Origin of the sequence: Aeromicrobium alkaliterrae (genome assembly GCF_039529015.1) — a bacterium.
Taxonomy (GTDB): Bacteria; Actinomycetota; Actinomycetes; order Propionibacteriales; family Nocardioidaceae; genus Aeromicrobium; species Aeromicrobium alkaliterrae.
On sequence record NZ_BAAAME010000004.1, the window covers coordinates 1,160,997 to 1,175,274 of the forward strand.

Below are 14,278 nucleotides of genomic sequence, written 5' to 3' on the forward strand. Positions count from 1 at the left end.
CGGTCGGCCACGGGCCGACAGTCGAGCAGCCTCGCTCAGTCGTCGAACCCGGTACGCGTGCGCTCCAGGATCGGCGCGAGGTCGAGGCCGGTCGGCAGCGTGCCGAGCGCGCCGCCCCAGTCGCGGTCCAGCCGCGAGGCGCAGAACGCGTCGGCGACCGCCGTGGGAGCGTGGCGCAGGAGCTGCGAGCCCTGGAAGACCAGGGCCATCTGCTCGACGATCCGCCGCGCCCGCAGCTGGATGTCGTCGAACGAGGTGAGCTCCTTCGCGAGCCGGTCGAGCGCGTCGTCGTAGCGGGCGTCGACGCCACGAGCCAGCTCGGCCTCGGCGAAGAACGCGTCGAGCGTGTGGGGCTCGCGTGCGAGAGCCCGCAGCGCGTCGAGAGCGGCGACGTTGCCCGAGCCCTCCCAGATCGAGAGCAGGGGCATCTCCCGGTAGATCCGTGCGAGATCGAAGTCCTCGATGTAGCCGTTGCCGCCGAGGCACTCGAGCGCCTCGCCCACGGCGATCGGCGCGCGCTTGCAGACGTAGTACTTCGTGACGGCGAGCGCGATGCGGCGCAGCGCGGCCTCGCCCTCGTCGCCACGGATCGCGCGGTCGTTGGCACCGGCGAGCCGGAACATCGCGGTCGTCGCGGCCTCGGACTCGACCTGCAGGTCGGCCAGCACGTTCTGCATCGCGGGCTGGTCGACCAGCCGCTCGCCGAAGGCGGAGCGGTGCCGCGCGTGGTGCGCCGCCTGGGCGACCGCCGTGCGCATGCCGGCCGAGGATCCGATCACGCAGTCGAGCCGCGTCATGTTGACCATCTCGACGATCGTGCGCACGCCGCGACCCTCCTCGCCGACGAGCCAGCCCGTCGCACCGTCGTACTCGATCTCCGACGACGCGTTCGAGCGGTTGCCGAGCTTTTCCTTGAGGCGCATGAAGCGCATCGCGTTGCGCTCGCCGCCCGGCAGCACCCGCGGGACGGCGAAGCACGAGATGCCGTTCTCGGTCTGCGCGAGCGTCAGGAACAGGTCGGACATCGGCGCCGAGGTGAACCACTTGTGGCCCACGAGGGTGTGCGTGCCGTCGGACTGCGGGGTGGCGGTGGTGGTGTTGGCGCGGACGTCGGAGCCGCCCTGCTTCTCCGTCATCGACATCCCCGCGACCAGCCCGCGCTTCGTGAACGGGTCGGCCAGCACCGGGTCGTACTCGCGGTTCGTCAGCAGCGGCTCGAGCCGCTCGGCGAGGGCCGGGTTGGCCCGCAGCGCGGGCACGACGGCGTACGTCATCGAGATCGGGCAGCCGTGGCCCGCGTCGACCGACCACGTCATGAACTTCGCCGCGCGGGCGACGTGCGCGCCCGGACGGTTGTCGGCCCACGGTGCGCCGTGCAGCCCGTGACCGACGGCGGTCTCCATCAGCCGGTGGTAGGCCGGCACGTACTCGACCTCGTCGACCCGGTGGCCGTACCGGTCGTGCGTGTGGAGGCGGGGCGGCACGCGCTCCGCGAGGCGGCCCCACGCCTGGGCCTCCTCGCTGCCGGCGAGCCGGCCCAGCTCGTCGATCTCGGGCAGCGCCCAGCCGGCACCTTCGCGCTCGACACCCTCCCGCAGGGCCGGGTCGGCGGCGGTGTTGTGCCCCACCAGGGGCGGGGCCTGGTTCAGGACCTCGTGCGTGCTCGTCATGACTGCTCCTCGGGGTGGTGCGGGTCGCGGGGGTTCTTGTTGGTCGAGGGACCGGCGTCGTCGAACGGGGGCCCGTCGCGCTCGGCGACGGCCTGGCGGAACCCGACCTCCATCGAGCGCTCGGCGAAGGAGTACCCCTCGCGGGTGTGGCGGGAGATGCCGTCGAACACGGTCGAGATCGTGCGGCTGTTCTGCACGCCCTGGGCCAGGAGGGCCGAGTTGAGCGCGAGCTTGACCATCATGAGCTGGTTGACGGGCATCGCCGCGATGCGCTCGAGCAGGTGCTCGGTGCGGGCGTCGAGCTCGTCGGGCTCCGGCGCCTCGATCGCCAGGCCCCACTCGAGCGCCTCGCGACCCGACAGCGAGTCGCCCGTCAGCAGCAGCCGCTTGGCGCGCTGGTCGCCGAGGCGGTGCGCCCACAGGCCGGCGCTCGGGACGCCCCACACACGGGTGGGCGGGTAGCCGATCTTGGCGTCGGCGGCGATCAGGATCTGGTCGCAGTGCAGGGCGATGTCGGTGCCGCCCGCGACGCAGAAGCCGTGGATCTTGGCGACCGTGGGCTTGTCGGCGTGCATCAGGCTCGCGTAGCCGCGGGTGAAGCGGCTCATCATCGCGTAGTCGACCATCGGGTCCCAGGTCTGGTTCGGGTCGTGGTTCGGGATGGCCTGCTCGGCGAAGGCCGCGAGGTCGTACCCGCCGCAGAAGCCCTTGCCCCGCCCGCTCACGACGATGACGTGGACGCGCGGGTCGAGGTCGGCCCGCTCCACGGCGTGCGCGAGGTCGAGCGGGGTGTCCGGGGTGATCGCGTTGCCCTGCTCGGCGCGGTCGAACGTGATGCGGGCGATCCGGCCGTCGACCTCGTAGGTCAGCGTGCGGTACTCGCGCTCGGACTGCCAGTGCTGCTCGGCCGGTCCGGGTCCGTCCTCGGCCGGACGACGCCAGGGTGCGGGATCGCTCATGCGACGGACATTACACATTCATCACCAGTTGTGTCGAGAGTTGTAACCATGGGACAGTGGCCCCGATGAGCGTCTCGGACCTGCAACCGCTGACAGCACGATCGGTCGTCCTGTCGCTGCTGCTCGGGGCCCACCCGGCCCGGCTCAGCCCCGCACAGCTGACGCGAGCCGGCGAGCACTTCGGCGTGCCCTCGGCGACGGTGCGCGTCGCGCTGACGCGGGCCGTCGCCTCGGGCGACCTCGAGCGCGTCGACGGCGACTACGTGCTCGGCGAGCGCCTCGTGGCACGACAGCGCCGCCAGGACGAGGGCGTCCTCGACGCCGAGACCTCCTGGGACGGCGACTGGGAGATGTCGGTCGTCGTGGTGACGGGGCGCACCGGGGCCGAGCGGGCGGCCCTGCGCCAGCAGCTCGTGCGCGCTCGTCTCGCCGAGCTGCGTGAGGGCATCTGGATGCGGCCGGCCAACCTGCGCCGCGAGGCACCGTGGGCCGACCCGGTCGTGCGCACGTTCCGCACCAGGCCGGACGCTCCCGCGGCCGAGCTGGCGGCGGACCTCTGGGACCTGTCGGGGCTCAGCGCGACCGGCCGCGCGCTGCTCGCGACGCTCGAGAGCACGACGGATCCCGCGGCCCGGCTGCGCGCGGCGAGCGACGTGGTGCGGCACCTCGCCGCCGACCCCCTGCTGCCGCACGAGCTGCTGCCGCCGGTCTGGCCCGGCGCGGAGCTGCGTGCGGCCTACGCCGCCTACCAGGTCGAGCTCCGCACCCTGGCGCTCGACGCCGGCTGAGGCACCCCCTTCGAGGCTCGTTCCTCGCGCCTCAGGGGGGCGGTGACGTCGCCGACCCCTGAGGTGCGACGAGGAACGAGGAGCCTCGAAGGGGGTCCCGCCACCACCGAGGGGCTCGCCTCAGGTGATGCGGCGGACGTGCGGGCTGGCCTCGATCACGTCGGGGTGCAGGACCGCCGCGATCGCCTCGACCCCGTCCACGACGCGGGGTCCCGGGCGCACGACGACCGCGTTGCCGTCGATGGCCCACACCTGGGCGTCCGGGAGGTGCTGCGCGACGACCGCGGCCTGCTCGGCGGCCCCGTCGAGTCCGTAGCCGCACGGCGCGACGAGCACGACCTCCGGGCGCTCGGCGGCCAGGTCGTCCCACGAGCTCGCACCCGAGGCGCGACCCGGGTGCATGCCGACGGGGTCGCCGCCCGCAGCGGCGACCTGGTCGGGGATCCAGTGGCCACCCGTGAACAGCGGGTCGACCCACTCGACCACGGCGGTGCGGGGCCGAGGGCGTCCTGCCACGGCGTCGGCCAGGAGGGCCAGACGACGACGCAGGTCCGTCACGACCTCGACCGCCTGCGCCGTCGCGCCCAGCGCGTCCCCGACCGTCAGGACGGAGTCGACGACGTCGGCGAGCGTCATCGGGTCGAGCGTCACGACGTCGGCGTGGCACTGCAGGTGCGTCAGCGCGGCGTCGACCTGGCCGGTGGGCACGGCGCACACGCGGCACAGGTCCTGCGTCAGGATCACGTCGGGCGCGAGGTCGGCCATCGCGCCCTCGTCGAGCGTGTAGAGGTCGCGGCCCGCCGCGAGCTCGGCGCGCACGTAGGCGTCGATCGCGGCGACGTCCATCGCCGCGGTGTCGCGGCCCGAGACGATCACGCGGTGGTCGGCCCGCGCCGTGGCCGGCTCGTCGCACTCGAAGGTCACGCCCACCAGACGGTCCTGGGCGCCGAGCGCGTAGACGATCTCGGTGGCCGAGGGCAGGAGCGAGACGACGCGCACGGGGGCCGGCCTCAGGCCGGGTCGACCGGACGGCGCCGGTCGCGCAGGCGGATCACGACGAACGCGATCACGACGACGAGCACCGCGACGATGACGACCTTTTGGAAGACGTCGGCGTACGGCTCGACCTTCTCCCAGTCCGAACCCAGTCGGTACCCGGCGATGACGAAGATCGAGTTCCAGATCAGGCTGCCGGCGGTCGTCAGCGCGAGGAACAGCCAGAAGTTCATCTTCTCGACCCCGGCGGGCAGCGAGATGACGCTGCGGAAGATCGGCACCATGCGACCGAAGAACACCGCCTTGGACCCGTGCTTCGCGAACCACGCCTCGGTGCGCTCCAGGTCGGAGACCTTGAGCAGCGGCGTCTTGTCGAAGACCCACATCGCCCGCTCGCGACCGAAGGCGCGGCCCAGCCAGTAGAGGATCACGGCGCCGATGACCGATCCGGCCGTCGTCGCGAACAGGGCGCCCTCGAGCGTGAAGATGCCCTGGCTCGCGGCGAAGCCGGCGATCGGCAGGACGATCTCGCTGGGGATCGGGGGGAAGAGGTTGTCGAGGCCGACCGCGATCGCGGCGCCGGCGAGACCCATCTTGTCCATCAGGTCGACCATGACGCCCGCGAGACCGTCGATCTCGGTCGCACCGGACACGTCGGTCGCTGCCAGATCGAGTAACGTCACGCGGATGAGCGTAACGGGGGCGCGCACACGGCAGGTCGCGATGGCGACCGCCGTGGTCCTCGTGCTCGGCTGGACGCAGGGATGCACCTCCGACGGCCCGGCCACCCCGAGCGCGAGCCCCGACGGCCCGGTCGAGGTGCGGGACCACGCCGACGACCTCACCGTCGTCGACGACGCATCGCCCGCCGACCGCTCGGTCGTGGTGTCGCGGCTCCTGGTCGAGCAGGCCGACGTCGTGCTGGTCGCGTCGACCGACGTCGCGCCCGCCGTGGCCGAGACCGCCCGTGACCACGGGCTGCCCGCGCTGGACGCCGCGGCTGTCGGCCTCGCGGACGAGGTCGAGCGGCTCGACGCCAGCACCGTGGTGCTCGTGGGCACGCCGCCGGCCGGGGCCCTCGACGGCGTGGCCGACCAGGTCGTCACGGCGACGCCCAAGGACCTGACGTCGGTGCTCGCCGAGCACGCCCCCGACGCCTCCACCGCGCAGGGCGGACGCGACACCGTGGTGCTGACCCGCGACCCGGGTGCCGACGCGCTGGCGCTGGCCACCGCGGGCGGCGCCGAGGTCGTCTCGGTGCCGAGCGGCGACCCCCGCTCCGACCCCGCCGTCGCCGACCGGCTGCGCGAGCTCGGCGAGCAGCCGACCGTCGTGCTCGGTCCGGACTGGGTCGAGCCCGCCTACACGCTCGAGGTCGTCCGCACGCAGCCCGAGCAGCCCGGCGGCGGCCACACGATCTTCCCCGGCCGGCACGTCGTCGCGCTGTACGGATCACCGGGGATCCCGGCGCTCGGCATGCTCGGCGAGCAGGACCCGGCCGCCACCGTCGCTCGCACGCAGGAGGTCGTCGCCCAGTACGCCGCGATCAGCGACCGACCGGTGGTCGGGGCGTTCGAGCTCATCGCGACGATCGCCGACGCCGACATCGGGGCCGACGGCGACTACTCGCGCGAGGTCCCGGTCGAGACGTTGCGCCCCTGGGTCGATGCCGCCCGCGAGGCAGGGCTCTACGTCATCATCGACCTCCAGCCGGGCCGCACCGACTTCCTGACCCAGGCGCAGCGCTACGCGGAGCTGCTGAAGGAACCGCACGTGGGCCTCGCGCTCGACCCGGAGTGGCGGCTCACCCCCGACCAGGTCCACCTGCGCCAGATCGGCTCGGTCACGGGCGCCGAGGTCGACGCGGTGGGTGCCTGGCTGGCTGACCTGACGCGCGAGAACGACCTGCCCCAGAAGCTGTTCGTCCTGCACCAGTTCTCGCCGCTGATGATCTCGAACCGCGAGGTCGTCCGCAGCGACCGGCCGGAGCTGCAGGTCGTGGTGCACGTCGACGGGCAGGGCTCACCGGCGGCCAAGGTCGGGACGTGGAACCAGCTGCGCGCGGGAGCGGCGCCGACGATCGCCTGGGGATGGAAGAACTTCGTCGACGAGGACCTGCCGATGCTGACGCCGGAGCAGACGTGGGGCATCGCCCCGAGGCCCGACCTCGTCACCTATCAGTGACCCCCGCGCGTAACTCGGCGTGACGGACCACGTCGCGGCGCTTGCCAGTGTCCGCGCCCGATGACAAGATCACGGCGGGGAGGGCAGGTCCGGTCCCCCCGGGACCGGCAACGAGAGGAACACCCAATGGCGAAGCTCGACCCTTCGGTCGTCGAGGCCCTGAAGTCGGTCACCGACTTCGACGACACCACGGTCAAGGCACTCGCGACGCACGGGACGCTCGTCAACGTGCCGGCGCGCTGGTCCCTCATGTGGGAGAACACCCCGGCCGACAAGGCCTACATCATCCTCGAGGGCGACGTCGTGATCCGCAAGGACAACGCCGACCTCGCCGAGCTGGGCCCCGGATCGGTCATCGGCGAGATCGCGCTGGTCAACAAGAAGCTGCGCAGCGCGTCGGTCTTCGCGCTGACGCCGCTCAAGGCGCTGCACTTCACCGACGACGCGATCGCGGCGCTCAGCAACGACAACCCGAGCTTCGGCGAGGCCCTCAAGCAGGCCGCCGCCGAGCGCCTCGCGAGTGACTGACCCCGAGTCCGACCCTGACGCGGGTCCCGGCCTGCCGGACGCCCGCGAGTTCGACCCCGCGGTCGACGCGCACGCCTTCGATCCCGCCATCCTCATCGAGGTGGCGGGTTCGTACCTGCTCGGTGGCGACGGTCCGGGCCTGACCCGGCACCAGGTCGCCGAGCAGGCGGACGTGCCGCTGGAGCAGGCGCAGGAGCTGTGGCGCGCGCTCGGGTTCGCCGAGACCGGCGACGACCAGGCGGCGTTCACCGAGGCGGACGTCGAGGCGTTGCGCCGCGTGCAGGAGCTCATCGGCCTCGACTTCCTCGACGCCTCGATGCTGCCGTCGCTGGTGCGCACCATGGGGTCGACGTTCTCGCGCATGGCCGACTGGCAGACGCGGCTGCTGCTCTCGACCATGGCGCGTGCCGACGACGACGACGTGCCGCTCGAGCTGCTGACCGAGGTCGTCCCGCTCGTCGAACAGCTGCAGTCGTACGTGTGGCGGCGCCACCTCGTCAGCGCCACGAGCCGGCTGCTGCTGCAGGGATCGACCGACCAGGCCTCGGCCCCGCTCGCGGTCGGGTTCGTCGACATCGTCGGGTACACGACGCAGAGCCGGCGCCTCAGCACGACCGAGCTCGCGACGATGGTCGAGACCTTCGAGCGCACGACGTCGGACCTCGTCGTCGAGGCCGGCGGCCAGGTCGTCAAGACGATCGGCGACGAGGTGCTCTACACGCTGAGCGACCCCGTGGCCGCGGCCGACCTCGCGCTCGCCCTCGTCGACCGCGGCGAGGCCGACGACACGTATCCGCAGGTGCGGGTGGGCTCGGCCTACGGCACCGTGCTGTCGCGGCTCGGCGACGTGTTCGGCCCGGTCGTCAACATCGCGGCCCGGCTCACGTCGGTCTCGCGGCCCGGTCGGGTGCTGCTCGACGCCGAGCTGGCCTCGCTCGTGCGCGACGTCGAGCGCTTCCGCGTCCGCCGAGCCCCCCGCGCCTCGGTCAAGGGCTACGAGCACCTCGAGCTCTGGTCGCTCAAGCACCCCAAGCCCCGCCGCTGACCCCGGGCGGTGAGCTAGTCGCCCTTGCCGCCCCGGGCGGTGAGCCAGTCGCCTTTCGTGACCTCCGATGGACGACTCACTCACCGCCCGGCGGAGTCAGGGGAGGGGGAGCGTGGGCCAGTCGGCGAGGTCGCGCAGGAGCTGGCGGTCGTGGGTCGCCACGACGACGGCCGCCCGGGTCGTGCGGATCGCAGCCGTGAGCTCGTCGACGAGCCAGGCCGCGAGGTGGTTCGTCGGCTCGTCGAGCAGGACGAGGTTCGGCCGGCCCGCGAGGTGGAGCGCCAGGTCGAGCCGGCGGCGCTGCCCCTCCGACATCCGTCCGACCGGCGTCCGCCGCGCCTCCCGGTCGAGGAGCCCCGTGGCGCCCAGACCCACCGCGTCACCCGCAGCCAGGAGTCCCTGCCTGACGAGGCGCTCGACGCGCTCGGCGTGGAGCCGTTCGGCCGTCGCGTCGCCCGGCCACGCCGCGACCTCCTGCCCGACGTGCGCGAGGCGAGCGCCGGAGAGGTGCCTCACCCCTCCGGTGTCCGGCTCGAGCTCCCCGGCCAGCACCCGCACCAGGGTCGACTTTCCGGCGCCGTTGGCCCCGGTCACGACGAGCCGGTCGCCGGCCGCGAGGTCCAGCGAGACCGGAGTCGCCAACCGCCCCTCCACCGTGACCTGCTGGCACCGCAGCAGAGGCACGCCCGGGCGCACCCGGACCTCGGGCCAACGCAGCCGTGGCGGTGGCGGTGGCACCGAGACGCGGTGCGCCTCGAGCGCCTCCTGGTCGCGGTGCAGCGCGCGCACCACGCCCGGTGCTCGCGACTGTCGCGCGTGCTTGCCGGTCCCCTTCTCCGGACGCCACCCGGTGCTGAGCCGGTCGCGGGCCTGCTGGACGGCCTCGTCGAGGCGCCGGTGCTCGGCCTCCTGCGCCGCGTGCTCGGCCTCCCACCGGGCCCGGTCGCGCCGCCGTCCGTCCTGCCAGGCGTCGTAGCCACCGGCGTAGGTCCGGACCTGTCCGTCCTCGGTCGGGTCCAGGTCCACGAACTCCCGCGCGACGTCGCGCAGCAGCGTTCGGTCGTGGCTGACGAGCACGATGCCCCCGGGGTGCGCGCGCAGCCGCTCGGTCAGGTAGGCCAGACCGTCGGCGTCGAGGTGGTTGGTGGGCTCGTCCAGCAGCCACAGGTCGTGGCTCGCGCCGAGCACGCAGGCGAGACGCACGCGATAGCGCTGGCCGACCGAGAGGGTGCCGAGCAACCGATCACGATCGGTGCACGCGCCAAGACCCTCGAGCGCGACGTCGACGCGACGGTCCGCGTCCCACGCGTCCAGGCGGGTCGCCGCGTCGAGCGCCGTCGCGTAGGCGTCGTCGGCACCTGGTGAGCCCGCCGTCAGCGCCTCCGTCGCCCGGTCGAGTGCGGCGATCGCGGCGCGCGACGCCCCCACCGCTTCGTCGACCAGCGTGCCGACCGTCTCGGTCGCCCCGACGCGCATCGCCTGGCGCGTCAGCGCGGCCGTGCCGACACGGTGCACCGTGCCGTGGTCCGGCGTGTCCTCCTCACCTCCTACCCCGGCCAGGAGGTGGAGCAGGGTCGTCTTTCCGCGGCCGTTCTCGCCGACGAGCGCGAGGCGGGACCGTGCGTCGACGGTCAGGGACAGGTCGGTGAACAGCGTCCGCGCGCCGCGGACGACCGTCAGCGACTCCGCGCGGATCTGCGCGAGGTCACCGGCGGGCAGGTGGTCGGTGTGAGAGGTGGCATCGGACGTGCCGATGGGGTCGACGAAGGACACAGGGAGCTCCCGGGCTCGTGAAGAGGGAGCCGGGCGGACCAGGCGGAGCCGCCCGGCGGAGGGCCGGAGCGGCGTGCAGGCGAAGGAGAGTCTCGGGTGCGCGCCGTCAGAGGACGGGGCGCAGGCGCATCGAGGCGGTGCCGACCATCGACACGGTTCCGGTGAACATGCGTCCAGGCTACCGGATCGGCCGGGGAGCCCTGGGCGTCAGGGGCGCTCGGTGTAGCGGTGCAGGAAGGCGGCCATCTGCTCGCGCAGCACCGGCTGCGCAGGGCGGAACGTCGCGGATCCGTCCGGCTCGACGTATCCCGTCGTGATCCCGGCCGACGCGAGCCAGGCGATGTGTCCGGCGAACACGTGAGTCGGGTCGACGTCGGTGAAGCTCGACGCCGTCGGTGCGACCGGCTCGGGGGCGCGCGTGGTGCGCTGCAGGAACGCGGCCATCTGCTCACGCAGCACCGGCTGCGCGGGGCGGAAGCTCTGGGTGCCGTCGCCGTTGTCGTAGCCCGTCGTGATGCCGGAGCGGTACAGCCACACGATCTCGCGGTAGAACACGTGCGAGGTGCTGACGTCGGTGAACGGCGACGTGGCCGGCAGGTCGGGCACGTCCGGTCGTCCGACCAGCCGATACAGGAAGGCCGCCATCTGCTCGCGCAGCACGGGCTGCTGCGGTCGGAACTCGAGGTACCGGTCGGGGCGCGTGTAGCCGGTCGTGATGCCCGTGGTGCTGAGCCACTCGATGTGCGCCGCGAAGACGTGGGTGCTGGCCACGTCGACGAACCCACCCGGGCCCGGGACCGGCTGGTCCATGTCCTTGAAGTGGATGAAGCCCGTCGGCCAGCCCGTGCCGTCGCGCGTGACCTTGCGCCAGTGGAAGTCCCCGCTCGCGCTGTCGTCGGAGACCCAGATCTCGTTCGCGGAGACGACCTTCTCGACGTACGACACGTGTCCAGCCGCCCCACCCAGACCCTGGTTGCTGTCCCACCACGCGACGGCTCCGACGGCGGGGATGCCGTCGGTGATCGCGGCGTTGTAGTGGCCCCAGGTGTAGGCGTTTCCGAAGCCCGACCACGGCTTGGTGGTCGACATGCCGTTGGTCGTGATGAGCCGGTAGGCGACGTAGTTGGTGCAGTTGTGCCCGCTGTACTGCTGCCAGTACATCTTCCCGGAGGCCGCGCCGTAGCCGAAGTCGGAGTAGCCGGCGCGGGTGCACCCGTCGTAGCCGGTGCAGAGCGTCGTGAGCCTCGCCTGCGCCGGGGCGGCGACGACGACCAGGCACAGCACGGCCACGGCCAGGGCGCTGCGCAGGAGTCTCACCGGGTCATTCTGCACCGATCGTGGGTCAGATGGGGCTGGAGTGGCGAGCTGCTCAGGACGGCCAGCCGCGCAGGAGGGCGTCGAGCGCGTCGATCGTGCGGGGCCAGGAGTCGGCCGCCGGCGGTGCGCTGTGGTCGAACGACCCGGCTGCCTCGAGGTCCAGGAAGCCGTGGATCGTCGCGCCCAGGAGCCGCACCGCGTGCACGTGGTCGCGCTCGGGGACGTCGTAGCCGCGCAGGATCGCGACCGACAGCGACGTGTGGCGCGGTCCCGCGCCCGCGAGCGCGTCCTGGCGGCCGAGGGGGCGGTGGCTCGCGGCGTAGCGACCGGGGTGGGCGAAGGCGTACGTGCGGAAGGCGGTGGCCCAGGCCTCGAGCGCGTCCCGGCCCGAACGCCCGGCCATCGCGTCAGCGGCGCGCTCGGCCATCTCCCTCAGGGCGAGCTGGGTGACGCGGCGCAGCAGGTCGTCGGCGCCGTCGAGGTGCGCGTAGACGCTCGCGGGCTTGACGCCGACCTGGCGGGCGACGGCGGAGACGGTCACCTGGTCGAGCCCGTCGCGGTCGGCCAGGGCCGCGGCCACGACGACGAGCTGGTCGGGCGTCAGTCCGGCTCGAGGCATGGCCAGAACCTACACCACTGGTCGATCTACCTACAGGGTGTAGGTTTGGGGCATGGACATCCTCGCGCAGACCGACGTGCGCCGCGCCTTCGTGAACTCCTCGCGGAGCCGCACCGCGGCGGTCACCTTCCCGCAGCAGTGGCCGCCGGCCGACGCGGCCGAGGTCGACTTCCTGGCCTGGGCCGACCCGAAGGCACCCCAGCGCGCGTACCTCGTGGTCGCCCCGCCCGTCACCGATGAGACCGTCGCGGTGGAGCTGCGCCTGGGGGAGTCGGCCGGGCCTCGGCGGGCGGCGCACTGCGACTGGTGCCACACGCAGGACGCCGCCGCGGGATCGCGCCTCGTCGTGGCGCCGCGCGCCGGCTCCCGCGGCCGCTCCGGCAACAGCGTCGGGGTCTACGTCTGCACCGACTTCGGCTGCTCGGAGCGAGCGCGGCGTCCGCTCAAGGCCCACCAGCGGTCGGTCTCGGGTGCTCCGGACCTGCGGGTCGAGGAGCTCGCCGAGCGCGTCGGCCACTTCGTCGCCCGGGTCCTGGGCGAGGCCTGAGCCCGCGACCGCCCTTTCCGTCGGCGGCACGTCGTAGCGTCGGCGCATGACCTTCGCCAACGTCGGCACCCTGGGTGCCCTCCCGGGCCGGCGCGACGAGCTCGTGCGCCACCTCACCGCCCGCAACACCACCCTGCTCGAGGTGGGCTGCCTGCTCTACGAGGTCGGCGTCAGTCCCGGCTCGCCCGACACGGTGTTCGTGATGGAGCTGTGGGAGAGCGAGTCCGCCCACCAGGGCTCCCTCCAGCTGCCGGAGGTCCAGGCGTCGATCGCCGCCGCCCGCCCTCTGCTCTCCGGCGAGTTCGGCGGGTTTCGCTTCGACGTCGTCGGGTCACCCCTGCACGACTGACGACCCCTCGCCGAGCGCCCGCAGCACCAGGGCGACGTGCGTCTGCGCCCAGTCCGCGGTGAAGGGACCCGTCCGCAGGAGCCACCGGTGGAAGATCGGGCCGAGGAGCAGCTCGGCAGCCGGACCGGGTTCGACCACGCCACCCTGGGCCAGGCGTTCCTCGATCGCAGCGATCTGCGGACGCAGAAGCCGGTCCAGCACCTCCTCGCCGAGCTCGGGCTGGCCGGGGAGCAGCGCGATGACCTCACGCATCATGACGTCGGCCGAGGGGTCGTCGAGCTCGGCGACGATGCCGTCGACGACGACGCGGAGGTCGGCTGCCAGGTCGCCCGTGTCCGGGACGTGGACTCGCCCGCGGTCGTCCTGCGATGCAGCGAGCAGCGCATCGAGCAGGACGTGCAGCGGCGAGTCCCAGGTGCGGTAGATCGTCTGCTTGCCCGCGCCGGCCCGCGCTGCGACGCCCTCCATCGTCAGGCCGGGCACCCCGACGTCTGCGACGAGCTCCAGCACGGCACGGTGCACGCGCTCCAGCGTGGACGCCCGGACGGTCATCCCTGCACCCGCTCGAGAGCCGGCGCGAACCGCGGGTCACGCCGGTAGTCCGCCAGGCGACCGGTGAGGGCGGCGGCGACCTGGTCGGGCGCGTCGTCACCCAGGAGGACGCGCAGTCGGTCGTCGTCCGGGTCGTCGACGTGCGCCAGGATCGCGGTGGCGATCTTCTCGGGCGGCGTGCCGCCACCCGTGCCTGCCGCGGGCCACGGCACCTCGGACGTCCCGAACAGGCGGGTGCGCAGACCGTCGTAGGCCGACTCCGGACGGGCGAACGCCATGCTGCCCGTGGCCCACTCGGTGTCGATGCCGCCCGGCTCGAGGATGCTGACGCGCACCCCCGCCTCGGCCACCTCGGCGGCCAGGGCCTCGGCCATCCCTTCCAGGGCCCACTTGGCGGCGTTGTAGGCGCCGAGCATCGGCATCGTGCCGACGGCCCCGGTCGTCGAGACGAACAGCAGGTGTCCCGCACCCTGCGCCCGCAGGTGAGGCAGTGCAGCGCGCGCCACCCGGGCCGATCCGAGCACGGTCGTGTCGAGGATCGCCTGCAGGTCGTCGTCGGTGCACTCCTCCAGCGCACCCACCAGGCCGTAGCCGGCGTTGTTGACGACGACGTCGATGCGCCCGTGGTCCACGACGATCCGGTCCACGGTCGTCGTGACGGCGTCGGGGTCGCGGACGTCGAGCTGGAGCGCGACCAGCCTCTTTCCCGTCGGGAGGTCGCCGAGGCGGCGTCCCGTCGCGACCACCAGGTCGCCGGCGTCGGCAGCAGCGCACGCGAGGGCGCGGCCCAGGCCGCGCGAGGCGCCCGTGATCCACCAGGTCCGTCGTGAGGAAGTCATGGATCCAGCGTACGCCAAACGAGACGCTGCGTCTCGTTAGAACCAGGTGGCGGCGACGGCTCGCAGCTCGTCGCGGCGGCCACGCTTCCCGCGACGACGAGGATCGTGACGT

The 14,278-nt window shown here is 73.1% G+C and carries 15 protein-coding genes; 6 read left to right on the forward strand and 9 right to left on the reverse strand.

The genetic code is table 11. From position 1 onward, the window contains the following. Positions 1-35: 35 nt before the first annotated feature. Both ABD127_RS13675 and ABD127_RS13680 read right to left on the reverse strand, forming a co-directional pair. The gene (locus ABD127_RS13675; protein WP_344202492.1) at positions 36-1,670 is read right to left on the reverse strand and encodes an acyl-CoA dehydrogenase family protein; all 1,635 of its coding nucleotides are present in this window, start codon (positions 1,668-1,670) and stop codon (positions 36-38) included. Beyond that, positions 1,667-2,629, reverse strand: a complete 963-nt coding sequence (locus ABD127_RS13680; RefSeq protein WP_344202493.1) for a crotonase/enoyl-CoA hydratase family protein — start codon at positions 2,627-2,629, stop codon at positions 1,667-1,669. The genes ABD127_RS13675 and ABD127_RS13680 overlap by 4 nt, the downstream gene beginning before the upstream one ends. Positions 2,630-2,694: 65 nt before the next feature. Here ABD127_RS13680 and ABD127_RS13685 point away from each other — a divergent pair, with 65 nt between their 5' ends. After that, positions 2,695-3,417 (forward strand): PaaX family transcriptional regulator C-terminal domain-containing protein, encoded by a 723-nt coding sequence (locus ABD127_RS13685; protein WP_344202494.1) that lies wholly within the window; start codon positions 2,695-2,697, stop codon positions 3,415-3,417. 120 nt (positions 3,418-3,537) lie between these two features. Here the strand turns inward: ABD127_RS13685 and ABD127_RS13690 are convergent, their stop codons facing one another. After that, positions 3,538-4,416, reverse strand: a complete 879-nt coding sequence (locus tag ABD127_RS13690) for an ABC transporter substrate-binding protein (RefSeq protein ID WP_344202495.1) — start codon at positions 4,414-4,416, stop codon at positions 3,538-3,540. A gap of 11 nt (positions 4,417-4,427) precedes the next feature. Next, positions 4,428-5,096, reverse strand: a complete 669-nt coding sequence (locus tag ABD127_RS13695; protein ID WP_344202497.1) for a DedA family protein — start codon at positions 5,094-5,096, stop codon at positions 4,428-4,430. 4 nt (positions 5,097-5,100) lie between these two features. Between ABD127_RS13695 and ABD127_RS13700 the strand changes: the two genes are divergently transcribed. From ABD127_RS13700 to ABD127_RS13710, 3 genes are all read left to right on the forward strand, one after another. Next, the gene (locus ABD127_RS13700) at positions 5,101-6,597 is read left to right on the forward strand and encodes a hypothetical protein (protein ID WP_344202499.1); all 1,497 of its coding nucleotides are present in this window, start codon (positions 5,101-5,103) and stop codon (positions 6,595-6,597) included. A 126-nt stretch (positions 6,598-6,723) separates the two neighbouring features. After that, positions 6,724-7,125 carry a Crp/Fnr family transcriptional regulator gene (locus ABD127_RS13705; RefSeq protein WP_344202501.1) on the forward strand — a complete coding sequence of 134 codons (402 nt, stop codon included), beginning with the start codon at positions 6,724-6,726 and terminating at the stop codon, positions 7,123-7,125. Beyond that, positions 7,118-8,170 carry an adenylate/guanylate cyclase domain-containing protein gene (locus ABD127_RS13710; protein ID WP_344202502.1) on the forward strand — a complete coding sequence of 351 codons (1,053 nt, stop codon included), beginning with the start codon at positions 7,118-7,120 and terminating at the stop codon, positions 8,168-8,170. Before ABD127_RS13705 ends, ABD127_RS13710 begins: the two co-directional genes overlap by 8 nt. A gap of 96 nt (positions 8,171-8,266) precedes the next feature. On the opposite strand, the gene ABD127_RS13715 is transcribed toward ABD127_RS13710, so the two are convergent. The 3 genes from ABD127_RS13715 to ABD127_RS13725 form a co-directional block, all read right to left on the reverse strand. Next, on the reverse strand, positions 8,267-9,943 hold the full coding sequence (locus ABD127_RS13715) for an ABC-F family ATP-binding cassette domain-containing protein (RefSeq protein ID WP_344202504.1): 1,677 nt from the start codon (positions 9,941-9,943) through the stop codon (positions 8,267-8,269). 207 nt (positions 9,944-10,150) lie between these two features. Further along, on the reverse strand, positions 10,151-11,260 hold the full coding sequence (locus tag ABD127_RS13720; RefSeq protein WP_344202506.1) for an S-layer homology domain-containing protein: 1,110 nt from the start codon (positions 11,258-11,260) through the stop codon (positions 10,151-10,153). A gap of 52 nt (positions 11,261-11,312) precedes the next feature. Continuing rightward, positions 11,313-11,879 (reverse strand): TetR/AcrR family transcriptional regulator, encoded by a 567-nt coding sequence (locus ABD127_RS13725; protein ID WP_344202507.1) that lies wholly within the window; start codon positions 11,877-11,879, stop codon positions 11,313-11,315. Positions 11,880-11,931: 52 nt separating this feature from the next. Between ABD127_RS13725 and ABD127_RS13730 the strand changes: the two genes are divergently transcribed. Further along, the gene (locus ABD127_RS13730) at positions 11,932-12,426 is read left to right on the forward strand and encodes an FBP domain-containing protein (protein WP_344202508.1); all 495 of its coding nucleotides are present in this window, start codon (positions 11,932-11,934) and stop codon (positions 12,424-12,426) included. A gap of 46 nt (positions 12,427-12,472) precedes the next feature. Further along, positions 12,473-12,775 carry a putative quinol monooxygenase gene (locus ABD127_RS13735; RefSeq protein ID WP_344202509.1) on the forward strand — a complete coding sequence of 101 codons (303 nt, stop codon included), beginning with the start codon at positions 12,473-12,475 and terminating at the stop codon, positions 12,773-12,775. Here ABD127_RS13735 and ABD127_RS13740 read toward each other — a convergent pair. Together ABD127_RS13740 and ABD127_RS13745 are read right to left on the reverse strand one after the other, a co-directional pair. Beyond that, the gene (locus ABD127_RS13740; RefSeq protein WP_344202511.1) at positions 12,758-13,327 is read right to left on the reverse strand and encodes a TetR/AcrR family transcriptional regulator; all 570 of its coding nucleotides are present in this window, start codon (positions 13,325-13,327) and stop codon (positions 12,758-12,760) included. The two genes, ABD127_RS13735 and ABD127_RS13740, sit on opposite strands and share 18 nt — an antisense overlap. After that, positions 13,324-14,166, reverse strand: coding sequence for an SDR family NAD(P)-dependent oxidoreductase (locus ABD127_RS13745; protein ID WP_344202513.1), 843 nt, complete (start codon positions 14,164-14,166; stop codon positions 13,324-13,326). Before ABD127_RS13745 ends, ABD127_RS13740 begins: the two co-directional genes overlap by 4 nt. Between the last annotated feature and the right edge of the window lie 112 nt (positions 14,167-14,278).

What these genes read in the sequence shown, in the direction of transcription:
- ABD127_RS13745 (WP_344202513.1), bottom strand. Translation starts at nt 14,166, where the DNA reads ATGACTTCCTCACGACGGACCTGGTGGATCACGGGCGCCTCGCGCGGC.
- ABD127_RS13675 (WP_344202492.1), bottom strand. Translation starts at nt 1,670, where the DNA reads ATGACGAGCACGCACGAGGTCCTGAACCAGGCCCCGCCCCTGGTGGGG.
- ABD127_RS13685 (WP_344202494.1), top strand. Translation starts at nt 2,695, where the DNA reads ATGAGCGTCTCGGACCTGCAACCGCTGACAGCACGATCGGTCGTCCTG.
- ABD127_RS13680 (WP_344202493.1), bottom strand. Translation starts at nt 2,629, where the DNA reads ATGAGCGATCCCGCACCCTGGCGTCGTCCGGCCGAGGACGGACCCGGA.
- ABD127_RS13705 (WP_344202501.1), top strand. Translation starts at nt 6,724, where the DNA reads ATGGCGAAGCTCGACCCTTCGGTCGTCGAGGCCCTGAAGTCGGTCACC.
- ABD127_RS13730 (WP_344202508.1), top strand. Translation starts at nt 11,932, where the DNA reads ATGGACATCCTCGCGCAGACCGACGTGCGCCGCGCCTTCGTGAACTCC.
- ABD127_RS13735 (WP_344202509.1), top strand. Translation starts at nt 12,473, where the DNA reads ATGACCTTCGCCAACGTCGGCACCCTGGGTGCCCTCCCGGGCCGGCGC.
- ABD127_RS13700 (WP_344202499.1), top strand. Translation starts at nt 5,101, where the DNA reads ATGAGCGTAACGGGGGCGCGCACACGGCAGGTCGCGATGGCGACCGCC.
- ABD127_RS13740 (WP_344202511.1), bottom strand. Translation starts at nt 13,327, where the DNA reads ATGACCGTCCGGGCGTCCACGCTGGAGCGCGTGCACCGTGCCGTGCTG.
- ABD127_RS13725 (WP_344202507.1), bottom strand. Translation starts at nt 11,879, where the DNA reads ATGCCTCGAGCCGGACTGACGCCCGACCAGCTCGTCGTCGTGGCCGCG.